The following is an 11,011-nucleotide window of genomic DNA, read 5'->3' on the forward strand; positions in this document are numbered from 1 at the left end:
ACGCCGGCGCGGCGGAGCGGAACAGGGTGTGGGGGAGCGGCCGACGCGCGGTGCGCGGGTCGGTCGGGTCGGTCAGGTCAGGACGGTCGGGTCAGTCCCGGGTGGGCTGCGGCAGCTCCGCGACGATCTTGGTGAGGAGTTGCTGCAGGGTGGCGCGTTCTGCCGTGTCGAGAGGGGCGAGGATCGTCTCGTCGACGGCGACCATCGCCTCGGGGAAGCCGGCGACGAGCTCGGCGCCGGCCGGGGTGGCATGGACGCGCTTGACGCGCGCGTTGTCGGGTGCCGGGCGGCGCTCGACGAGACCGCGCTGCTCGAGCCCCTTGAGGAGGCTCGTGACGCTCGCGGCGCTGGTGCGGCTCACCGCGGCGATGTCGCGCTGGATTGCGCCGGGGTTCTGCACCAGGTAGCCGAGCACGAAGGCCTGCTCGTGGCTGAGCTCGCGCTCGCGGATCCAGTCCTCGCCGGCCTTGCGTTGCGCCCACGCGATCCAGCGGAAGAGCTCGAGGCTGCTGGTGGGCATGGGCTGCTCGGTCATGATGAGAACCCTAACCATTAGAGATCTAACTGTCAACGACTGGCGCACGCCCTGGGAGGAGCGAGGCCGCGGGGCTATCGCAGGGCGTCCGTGACGTGCTCGAGCCAGCGGGCCACGACGGCCAGCTCGTCGGGGCTGAATCCGTCGGTGAGGCGGTCGTTCAGGTCGTCCAGCGCGGCGCGGGCGTCGTGCAGCGCGGCGGCGCCGGCGGGGGTGAGGTCCAGGCGGACGGTGCGCCGGTCGTCGGGGTCGGCGTGACGGCGCACGAGGTCGGCGCGCTCCATGCGGGCCAGCAGGCCGCTGGCGCCGGCGGGGGAGGCCTGCAGCGCCGTCGTCACCTCGCCGATCGTCGCGCCCGGGTGGTCGGCGAGGTGGAGCAGCACCCCGGCGGCCGGGGCGCCGATGCCGTGCCCGTTCCCGGCGTCGCCGTCGTGCCTGCCGCCGCGCCGCGCGATCCATCGCCGCATCTGGCGCTCCGCCGCGGTGACGAGGAACACCAGCCGCGGCGGGCGACGTCGGGCATCCGTCATCGGCGCGGCTTCCTGGCACGGAGGCTGACGTTCCCGTCCTGCTGCGCCGGGGCGGCCTCGGCTCGGGCGTCGAGCCAGGCGAGGAGCTCGGGCCACAGCGTGTCGCGCAGGCCGCGGCGGAAGAAGCCCATGTGCCCGATCGTCTGCACGCCGCCGTCGGCGGGGCTCCAGGTACGTCGCTCGACGTGCGCAGCCGTCAGGTGGTCGGTGATCGCCTCGATCTGCGCGGGCGTGGCCCACGGGTCGTCGGTGAAGCCGACGGCGAGCACGTCGCCCGTCACGCGCGCGGCGTCCGCGGCGGCGTTCATCGTCGGGTCGTCGAAGAAGTACCCGGGCAGCCGTGACCAGCGGCTCCACTCCAGCATCGCGGCGGCGGGCATGTCCTCCCCGAGGCCCATCCGACGGCCGGGCACGAACCCGAGCAGTCGCGCCGTCGCGGGCCCCAGTGCCCGCAGGATCAGCGCGACGCGCGCCCGCTCGGCGCGGTCGGGGACGGTGGCCGTCACGCCGGCGTGCGACGCGACCGTCACGAACCCGGCCAGGCCCCGCGACCCATGACCCAGAGCCAGCGCGTGGCCGCCGATGCTGTGCCCGACGGCGAGCTGCGGCACGTCGCCGAACCGCGGGCGAGCCCACGCGGCGACCGCCGGGACGTCGTCGGCCATCCAGTCCCGCATGCGCAGGCCGCGATGCTCCCGGGTGCTGCCCGACCGGCCCGTGCCGCGGTAGTCGTACGTGACGGCGACGTACCCGCGGGAGGCGAGGAACTCCGCGAACCCCGTGTACAGGCGCTCGGGGACCGCCGTCGCGGGGTGGATCACGACGACGCCGCGCGGCGACTCGTCGGCGGGCTTCCGCACCGTGCCGACGACCCAGCCGCCCGCCGGGATCTGGATCCGCAGGTCCTCGGAGTCGACCGTCGTCGCGTCGTCACTTCGCATGCGAAATACCTTAGCGGCCGGCGCGGCGTCCTGCGACGAACCGCGGCCGGCTCCGCGGCGAGAGCGGTCGAGGACGACCCGACCTCTTGACTACGTAGTCAGTCGGTGCGAGGCTCCTTCACGACCACGAGGTGACTACGTAGTCAGACCGTCCGGCGAAGGAGCCAGGGATGCCCGAGAGAGCACGACGCGGCGCGCACCGCCCGCCGGCGATGGTCGACGTCGCGCAGCACGCGGGGGTCTCGCAGAAGACCGTGTCGCGCGTGGTGAACGGCGAGCCCAACGTCTCGCCTGCGGTCCGCGAGCGCGTGCTCGCCGCGATCGACGAGCTGGGCTTCCGCCCGAACAGCGCCGCGCGCGCCCTGGTCACCGCCCGGTCCCGCGTCATCGGCTTCGTGTCCACCGGCAGCGCGCTGTACGGGCCGAGCCAGATGGCCGTGGGCGTCGAGCAGGCGGCCCGCGCGGCCGGGTACACGGTCGTCGTCGTGCACACCCGCTCGGGCGACCCGGGGGAGGTGGGCGCGGCGCTGGACGAGCTCGCGGGCCGCGGCGTCGACGGCATCGTCGTGTCCGAGCCGGCCGACAGCCTGCGCCCGCTCGGCCACGCCCCGGCGGGCGTCCCCGTGCTCGCCCTCGAGCACCGCCCCGACGAGCCCGACGACTGGCTCCTGGTCGGGGCGGACGTCCGCTCGGGGGCGCGGGCCGCGGTGGAGCACCTGCTCGAGCTGGGCCACGAGACGGTCTGGCACGTGGCCGGGCCGGAGGGGTGGGGCACCACCCGCGACCGGCGGCTCGGCTGGGCCGACGCCCTCGCCGCGGCCGGCCGGCCGCTGCCCGACGTGCTGCGCGGCGACTGGAGCCCGGCCTCCGGCTTCGAGGCCGGCAGCGCCCTGGCGGACGTGCCGGGCCTGACCGCCGTCTTCGTCGCCAACGACGAGATGGCCGTCGGCGTCGTCCGCGCGCTCGAGACGTGCGGCCTCACCGTGCCGCACGACGTGAGCGTGGTCGGCTTCGACGACGTGGCCACCGCCGCGTATCAGCACGTGCCGCTCACCACCGTGCGGCAGGACTTCGCCGAGATCACGAGCCAGGGCATGGCCCTGCTGTTCGCCACGATCGAGGGTCGCCCCGTGCCCGAGCGGCGGGCCGCCGTGCCGCTCCAGCTCGTGGTGCGCGAGTCGACGGCCCCGCCGCACCCGGCCCGTGCCGCCGCTCCCGGCGGCCGGGGAGGGGAGGGCGACCCCACGACCTAGCACCACGAGCGGTACCCCCATCGCACGGCAGCCTCAACGAGGAGGACTCCCCATGACGATCTCCCGGCGCGACCTGCTCCGCAGCGCGCTCGTCCTCGGCTCCGCGGCCGCACTCGGCCCGGCCCTGGGCGGCTGCGCGACGAGCTCCGTCGCCGCCCCACCGGTCCGGTCCGGCGACGTCGACCTCTTGTTCTGGACCCACGACCAGGGCTACATCGACTTCTTCTCCGGCGCGGTCGGGCTCGCCGACCGCGCGACCTCGTACCACTACACGCTCAGGCCGTTGCAGATCGCGGCGGACGACCTCGTCACCAAGCTCATCGCGCAGGCCGTCGCCGGCCGCGGGACGCCCGACGTCGCCGGCCTCGAGATCGGCAACTTCGCCCGCCTGCTGCGCGGCGACCTCGCCCCCGAGCTCCTGGAGCCGCTGGACGACGCCGTCGCCGACGTGCGCGACGACCTCATCGAGGCCCGCCTCGCCCCGTTCTCGCGCGACGGCCACCTGTACGCCCTCGACTCCGACGTGCCGATGACCGTGTACTACCGCCGCGACGACCTGTTCACCGAGCTCGGCATCCCCACGGAGGTCGAGTCGTGGGAGGAGCTCGCCCGGATCGGCGCGAAGGTCCACGACAAGACGGGGCGGTCGCTCGGCACGGTCGTGACCGGGACCGACCTCGGCCAGGTCGTGCAGCAGTTCTGGATCCCGCTGCTCCAGCGTGGCGGCGGGCTGTTCGACGCCGACGGCGAGCTGAGCATCGAGACGCCGGAGGCGGAGGAGGTGCTGAGGTTCCTCGTCGACGGCGTGCAGTCGGGCTTCCTGTCGACCGTCTCGGACGTCTACGGGCCGGCCATGCAGGCGGCTCTCAAGCAGGGCAAGATCATCGGGCTCGCGATGCCCAGCTGGTACGAGTCGTACGGCCTCAAGCCCAACGTCCCCGAGCAGGCGGGCGCCTGGCGCATCGGCGCGCTGCCGCCCTTCGAGGGCGGCGGCGGGCGGACCAGCGTGGGCGGCGGCACCGGCTTCGCGGCGGTCGCCGGGTCGCCGCGCACGGCCGCGTCCGCGGACTTCGTCGCCGCCGCCTACCTCGACCCCGACCAGCAGGTGCGCCGCTTCACCGACCTCGGTTACCTGCCCACCCGCCGGTCGGCGTACCAGGACCAGCGGCTGCTCCGGCTCGAGGATGACTACCTGGGCGGGCAGCGGGCCTTCGAGGTCTTCGCCGACCTCGTCGACGAGGCGCCCGCCGTCTACCTCAGCCCGGACATCCAGATCCTCAACACCGTCCTCGCCGGAGCCCTCGTCGACGCCTACCGCGGCCGCAGCACGCCGGCGCAGGCGCTGACCCAGGCGGCCGAGACGTTCCGCAGCCAGGCCGACCGATAGGGGACACCGATGTCGTCTCTCGCTTCCGCAGTACCGACCGCCGTCGTCCGCGGCACGACGACGCCGCCCGGCGCCGCCCCGCGGCGCACCCTGCCGTCCGCCGCGACCCAGCGGGCGCCCTACCTGTTCATCGCCCCCTTCTACCTGCTGTACGTGCTGTTCATGATCGTGCCGATCGTGGCCGCGCTGTTCCTCAGCCTGACCTCCTGGGTCGGGCTCGGGACGCCGGAGTTCGTGGGGCTGGCCAACTACGGGAACCTGCTCGGTGACTCCAGCTTCTGGACCGCGGCCGGCAACTCCGGCCTCTACGTGCTGGTCGCCGTCGTCCTCGTCGTCCCGTGCTCGCTGCTCATCGCCCAGGCGCTCAACGCCCGGGGGCTGCGGGCCCGCGACCTGTTCCGGGTCACGTACTTCGTGCCGATGGTCGTCTCGCCCATCGTCGTCGCGCTGATCTTCTCGATGCTGCTCGACACCGAGTACGGGCTGCTCAACAGCTTCCTGCACGCGGCCTTCGGCCTGCCCGGCGTGGACTGACTGACCGACCCGAGCTGGGCCAGGGCGTCGGTGAGCTTCGTGCTCCTGTGGCGCTGGGTCGGCTACCTCACCATCTTCTTCCTCGCCGGGCTGCAGGCCGTGCCGCGCGAGCTCTACGAGGCGGCAGAGCTCGACGGCGCCGGGCCGGTGCGCAGCTTCACCACCGTCACGCTCCCGGCGATCAAGCCGGTCACCGCGTTCGTCGTCGTCACGTCGTTCATCAGCGCGGCCCAGCTCTTCGACGAGCCGTACCTGCTCACCGGCGGCGGCCCGGGGGAGTCGACCCTCTCGCTCGCGATGTTCGTCTACCGCGCCGCCTTCGAGCGCCAGCAGTTCGGGTACGCCGCGGCCGCCGGCGTCCTGCTGTTCGTCCTCGTGTTCGCCGTCAGCCAGCTGCTCAACCGGGCGCTGCAGATCGGGAGGGCCGCATGACCGCCGCCACCGTCACCAGCCCCGCCCGTCCGGCGACGCCCGCCGGAGCGCCGTCGTCGGCCCGTCGGCGCCGGCCGCGAGGCACCAGCCGCCTCACCCCGGGCCGCGTCGCGCTGTACGGCGTCCTCGTCGTGCTGCTCGCGGTGTTCGTGCTGCCGCTGCTGTTCGCGCTGTCGGGGTCCTTCAAGCCGCGGGCCGACATCTTCGGCGAGCCGTTGCGACTGATCCCGTCGTCCGTGACGCTCGAGAACTACACGAACCTGCTGAGCAGCCAGCCGTTCTGGAGCTGGTTCGGCATGAGCGTGGGCGTCGCCACCGTGGCCACCGTCGTCTCCGTCTTCGTGTGCGCCCTGGCCGGGTTCGGCTTCGCCAAGTACCGGTTCCGCGGCAAGCAGGTGCTGTTCTCCGTGATGTTCAGCTCGCTGGCCGTGCCGTTCGCCGTCATCCTCGTGCCGCTGTTCGTGCTGCTCGTCAAGACGGGGCTCGGCACGCCGTGGTTCGCGCTGGTGGTGCCCTGGGTGGCGCCGGCCTTCGGCATCTTCATGATGCAGCAGTACATCGTGCAGTCCGTGCCCGACGAGATCCTCGAGGCCGCGCGGATCGACGGCTGCTCGGAGTTCCGCACGTTCCTCAGCGTGGTGCTGCCGTTGCTGCGTCCGTCGCTCGGGGCGCTCGCCGTCTGGAGCTTCCTGCAGTCGTACAACAGCTTCCTGTGGCCGCTGGTCATCGTCTCCGACGTGAACCACTACACGCTGCCGCTCGGGCTGAACATCCTGTTCTCGTCCGAGAACCGCGCGATCGATCTCGTGCTGCCCGGCGCCGTGCTGGCGTCGGTGCCGATGATCATCGTCTTCCTCCTGCTGCGCAAGCAGCTGTTGGAGGGCCTGTCCGCCGGGGCGGTCAAGGGCTGAGGCCCCCGCTCCTGCCGTTCCACCGCACATCCCGACCCGAAGGACACCATGCCTGACCACGTGCCCGACCAGCAGACCGACTACCTGCCCCCGAAGGTCCTCTTCGGCGCCGCCTACTACCTCGAGTACCAGCGCACCCCGCGGCTGGAGGAGGATCTCGACCTCATGGTCGAGGCCGGCTTCTCCGTCATCCGCGTGGGGGAGTCCGTCTGGTCGACGTGGGAGCCCGAGGACGGCCGGTTCGACGTCGACTGGCTGCAGCCGGTGCTCGACGGCGCGCACGAGCGCGGCATCTCCGTCATCCTCGGCACCCCCACCTACGCCGTGCCGATGTGGCTCGCCCGCAAGTACCCGGAGATCGCGGGGGAGCGGTCCACCGGCGACCGCATCGGCTGGGGCGCGCGGCAGGAGGCCGACTTCACGCACCCGGCGTTCCGCTTCCACGCCGAGCGCGTGGTGCGCCGCGTCGTCGAGCGGTACGCCGACCACCCCGCCGTCATCGGCTACCAGGTGGACAACGAGCCCGGCAATGAGCTGTTCCACAACCACGGCGTCTTCCAGCGGTTCGTCGACGAGCTGCGCCGCGAGTACGGCACCGTCGAGCGGCTGAACTCCGAGTGGGGCCTGACCTACTGGTCGCACCGCCTGTCCACCTGGGCCGACCTGTGGACGCCCGACAACAACGCCCAGCCGCAGTACGACCTCGCCTGGCGCCGCTTCCAGGCGAGCCTGACCACGGAGCTCATCGCGTGGCAGGCCGACGTCGTGCGCGAGTACGCGCGCCCCGACCAGTTCGTCACGACCTGCATGGCGTACGCCCGGCCGGCGCTCGAGGACGACGCGCTCGCCGACGTGCTCGACGTGACGGCGGGCAACCCCTACTACCGGATGCAGCACCACCTCGCGCTGCCCGACCAGGCGCACGCCCGCACCGACCAGGAGTGGTTCACCACCGGCGCCTGGTCGGTGTACCGGTCGGCCGACCGCATGTGGTCGTCGCGGCAGGCGCCGTTCCTCGTCACCGAGACGGACGCATCGTCGATCTGGGGCTCGAGCCTCAACGAGACCGCGTACGACGGCCAGTGGCGCCAGGCCGCCTGGGCCCTGGTCGCCCGCGGCGCGTGCGCCATCGAGTACTGGCACTGGCACACCCTCCCGTACGGCACGGAGACCTACTGGGGCGGCGTGCTGCCGCACAGCAACAAGCCCGGCCGCGTGTACCACCAGATCGCCGAGCTCGGCGAGGACCTGAAGCGCGCGGGGGACGACGTCGTCGGGCTGACCCCCGAGGCCGACCTCGGCATCCTCTACGCCAACGACTCCAAGTGGGCGCTCGCGTTCCAGCCGCCGTTCGGCGGCACCCAGCCCGACCGCGGCTCCTACGAGCGCATCGTCGACGCCTGGTACCGCGCGGCCTTCGACGCCCGGCGCCAGGCGCGCGTCATCCACCCGCGGCACCTGTTCACGCGGACGCCCGCCGACGTCGTCGCGGACCTGCCCGTGCTGGTGGTGCCCGGGTTCTACGTGGCCTCCGACGAGCAGCTCGACTGGCTGCGGGACTACGCCGCCGCCGGCGGGCACCTGGTGCTCGGCATCCGCACCGGGTACGCGGACACCGAGGCGCGCGCCCGCGAGGACCGCCAGCCCGCGCGGCTCGCCGCCGCGGCGGGCGTCTCGTACGACGAGTTCTCCACCGTCGACGCGCTGCCCGTGACCAGCGCTGTGCTCGACCTGCCCGAGGGCGCGTCCGCCACCTGGTGGATCGACGGTCTCGTGGTCGACGACGGCACCGAGGTGCTGGCGTCGTACGAGCACCCGCACTTCGGCCGCTGGCCCGCCGCGACGACCCACGCGCACGGCGAGGGGCGGATCACCGTGGTCGGCACGCACCCGGACCCCGCGCTCGGCGAGGCGCTCGTGCGCTGGGCCGTGCCGACCGGGGCCGCCGACGCGTGGGTGGCCGCGACCGACCGGCCCGAGTCCGTGACCGTCACCGGCGGCCGCGACCCCGAGGGTGCGCACGGACCCGTGCGGTTCGTGCACCACTGGGCGTGGGGGGCGGCGACCGTCACCCTGCCCGTCGACGTCGAGGACCTCCTCGCCGAGCGCGGGGCCGGCGGCAAGCGGCCCGTCCTCGCCGCCGGCACCGAACTGACGCTCGGCGACTGGGACGTGCGCGTGCTGCGCGAGGTGACGGGGGCGTAGTCCCTCAGGTCCTTCGGCCGCTGCACGCAGCGTGCGTGAGCCGGTCACGGCGAAGGCGGATCGCGCGGGTGCAGGGCCCGCGCGATCCGCCTTTCAGTCCGGCTCAGACGGTCGCGGTGGTCGGCTGCCGGGTCTCGACGTCTGCGTCGTCCTGCCCCAGGTGGGCGATGACGGCGGCGGTGACGTCGTCGGTGGTGGCCGACCCGCCGACGTCGGCGGTCAGGGCTCCGGACGCCGTGGTGAGCTCGATCGCCCGCTCGAGGGCGCCGGCCTCGGCCTCGAGCCCGAAGTGGCGCAGCATGAGCGCGGCGCTGCCGATAGCGCCGATCGGGTTGCAGGTGCCGGTGCCCGCGATGTCGGGGGCGGAGCCGTGCACCGGCTCGAACATGCTGGGGTAGCGACGCTCGGGGTTGAGGTTCGCGCTGGCCGCGAGGCCGAGGCTGCCGGCGAGGGCGCTGCCCAGGTCGGACAAGATGTCGGCGTTGAGGTTCGAGGCCACGACGACGGACAGGTCCTCAGGCTTGAGCACGAACTTGGCCGACATGGCGTCGACGAGGACGCTCTCGGTCTCCACGTCGGGGTAGTCCTTGGCGACGCGCTTGAAGACGTCGTCCCACAGGACCATGCCGTACTGCTGGGCGTTGCTCTTGGTGACGCTGGAGACCTTCTTGCGCGGCCGGGTGCGGGCGAGGTCGAACGCGAACCGCATGATGCGCTCGCAGCCGGTCTCGGTGAACAGGGCGGACTGGATCGCGACCTCGCCGCCCTGGCCGCGTGCGGCCAGGTTGCGGCCGCCGAGGCCGGCGTACTCGCCCTCGGAGTTCTCCCGGACGACGACCCAGTCGAGGTCGGTGGAGTCGGCCTTGCGCAGCGGGCTCTGCACGCCGGGCAGGAAGTGCACGGGGCGCACGTTGGCCCACTGGTCGAAGCCCTGGCAGATCTTGAGGCGCAGGCCCCACAGGCTGACGTGGTCCGGGACGGTGGGCCAGCCCACGGCGCCGAAGTAGAGGGCGTCGAAGTCCTTGAGCTGGTCGAGGCCGTCGGCGGGCATCATCTCGCCGGTGCGCGCGTAGTAGTCCGAGCCCCAGTCGAACTCCTCCCACGCGAACGCGATCCGGCCGCCGGACCGGGCCGCGACGGCGTCGAGCACCTCGCGCCCGGCGGCGACGACCTCGGTTCCGACGCCGTCGCCGGGGATCGCGGCGATGCGGAAGGTCTGGGTGGTGGGCTGGGTGGGGGGCATGGACGGCTCCTTTGCTGCACGGGTGGTTCGTCATCGAGTGAACCCACCGGCGGGGTGCGCCGTCCAAGACCGGAATCTGATCCGGTCGATAGGCCGTCCCTATGAAGCGGCGGCCTCGGCGGCGTACTCCGTGACAGCGCGGTGGAACGCCCGGGCCGCCGGCGTGAGGGACGCCTTGCGCACCACGGCCGCGACGCGCAGGGCCGAGGTGGGCTCGATCTGGTGCACGACGGCGCCCGCGCGGCGCGCCAGCGGCGTCCACGACGACGGCATGACGGCATGGCCGAAGCCGGACAGCACCAGCGGGAGGATCGACGTGCGGTGCGCCACCTCGGCGACGATGCGCGCGTCGATGCCGGCCGCGAGGATCTCGTCGACGAGCCGGCGCATGAGGCTGCCCCGCTGCGAGACCACCATCCGCCGGCCGGCGAGGTCGGTGTGGTGCACCACCTCGCCGTCGGGCAGGCCCTCGGCGTCCGGGGGAGAGAGGAGGATGAGCGGCTGCTCCTCGATCGGGACGAGCACCAGCCCGGTCGTGTCGAGGCCGGCAGCGTAGCCGAGCAGTCCGATCTCCCGGGTGCCCGACCGGACGGCGTGGACCACCTCGTCCGGCGTGAACGCGGCGTCGACGTCGAGCACCACCCCGGGGTGCACCTCGCCGAACCGCGCCATGATCGTGGTCAGGGGCTCGATGCCGGGGCTCGGCATCGTCACGAGGTCGACGGTGCCGCGCAGCACCCCCTTGACGGACTGCACGATCGACCGGGCGGCGTCGAGGTCGCGGAGCACCTGCCGGGCGGGCTCGACGAGCTCGGCCCCGGCCTCGCTCAGCACCACCCCGCGCCCGACCCGGTGGAACAGCGGCACCCCGAGCTCGCGCTCCAGGCCCGACATCGCCTGCGACAGCGACGGCTGCGCGAGGTGCAGGTGCTCGGCGGCGCGGCCGAACCCGCCGTGGTCCACGACCGCGAGGAAGTACTTCAGCTGCCGGGCGTCCACGTCGACGCCTCCCCATCACTCATAGCCGCACCCTATGACGA

Annotated in this window: 11 protein-coding genes; 6 read left to right on the plus strand and 5 right to left on the minus strand. The window is 73.2% G+C overall.

The annotated features are described in order from the left end of the window. Positions 1–91 precede the first annotated feature (91 nt). The 3 genes from AAG589_RS00555 to AAG589_RS00565 all read right to left on the minus strand — a co-directional run bounded on the left by AAG589_RS00555 (position 92) and on the right by AAG589_RS00565 (position 2,006). On the minus strand, positions 92–535 hold the full coding sequence (locus AAG589_RS00555) for a MarR family winged helix-turn-helix transcriptional regulator (protein ID WP_430565303.1): 444 nt from the start codon (positions 533–535) through the stop codon (positions 92–94). 74 nt (positions 536–609) lie between these two features. Continuing rightward, positions 610–1,065: a MarR family winged helix-turn-helix transcriptional regulator gene (locus AAG589_RS00560; protein ID WP_430565304.1), complete on the minus strand. Its 456-nt coding sequence runs from the start codon at positions 1,063–1,065 to the stop codon at positions 610–612. Next, positions 1,062–2,006, minus strand: a complete 945-nt coding sequence (locus AAG589_RS00565) for an alpha/beta hydrolase family protein (RefSeq protein WP_430565305.1) — start codon at positions 2,004–2,006, stop codon at positions 1,062–1,064. The genes AAG589_RS00560 and AAG589_RS00565 overlap by 4 nt, the downstream gene beginning before the upstream one ends. 170 nt (positions 2,007–2,176) lie before the next feature. On the opposite strand from AAG589_RS00565, the gene AAG589_RS00570 reads away from it, so the two are divergent. Genes AAG589_RS00570 through AAG589_RS00595 form a run of 6 tightly spaced genes read left to right on the plus strand, consistent with a single transcriptional unit; the run spans position 2,177 to position 8,728 of the window. After that, the gene (locus tag AAG589_RS00570; RefSeq protein WP_430565306.1) at positions 2,177–3,259 is read left to right on the plus strand and encodes a LacI family DNA-binding transcriptional regulator; all 1,083 of its coding nucleotides are present in this window, start codon (positions 2,177–2,179) and stop codon (positions 3,257–3,259) included. 52 nt (positions 3,260–3,311) lie between these two features. Beyond that, entirely contained in the window at positions 3,312–4,646 is a 1,335-nt protein-coding gene (locus AAG589_RS00575) for an ABC transporter substrate-binding protein (protein ID WP_430565307.1), read from the plus strand. Between the two features lie 9 nt (positions 4,647–4,655). Continuing rightward, entirely contained in the window at positions 4,656–5,180 is a 525-nt protein-coding gene (locus tag AAG589_RS00580) for a carbohydrate ABC transporter permease (RefSeq protein WP_430565308.1), read from the plus strand. Beyond that, a complete protein-coding gene (locus AAG589_RS00585; RefSeq protein WP_430566198.1) occupies positions 5,181–5,612 on the plus strand; it encodes a carbohydrate ABC transporter permease in 432 nt (143 codons plus the stop codon). Beyond that, positions 5,609–6,523: a carbohydrate ABC transporter permease gene (locus tag AAG589_RS00590; RefSeq protein ID WP_430565309.1), complete on the plus strand. Its 915-nt coding sequence runs from the start codon at positions 5,609–5,611 to the stop codon at positions 6,521–6,523. Before AAG589_RS00585 ends, AAG589_RS00590 begins: the two co-directional genes overlap by 4 nt. 48 nt (positions 6,524–6,571) lie before the next feature. After that, complete coding sequence (locus AAG589_RS00595) at positions 6,572–8,728, plus strand: beta-galactosidase (protein ID WP_430565310.1); 2,157 nt, start codon at positions 6,572–6,574, stop codon at positions 8,726–8,728. 103 nt (positions 8,729–8,831) lie between these two features. Here AAG589_RS00595 and AAG589_RS00600 read toward each other — a convergent pair whose 3' ends face one another. Beyond that, positions 8,832–9,971 (minus strand): tartrate dehydrogenase, encoded by a 1,140-nt coding sequence (locus AAG589_RS00600; RefSeq protein WP_430565311.1) that lies wholly within the window; start codon positions 9,969–9,971, stop codon positions 8,832–8,834. A gap of 99 nt (positions 9,972–10,070) precedes the next feature. After that, positions 10,071–10,970, minus strand: coding sequence for a LysR family transcriptional regulator (locus tag AAG589_RS00605; protein ID WP_430565312.1), 900 nt, complete (start codon positions 10,968–10,970; stop codon positions 10,071–10,073). Between the last annotated feature and the right edge of the window lie 41 nt (positions 10,971–11,011).

This window comes from Isoptericola sp. F-RaC21 (assembly GCF_038593535.1).
GTDB lineage: Bacteria > Actinomycetota > Actinomycetes > Actinomycetales > Cellulomonadaceae > Isoptericola.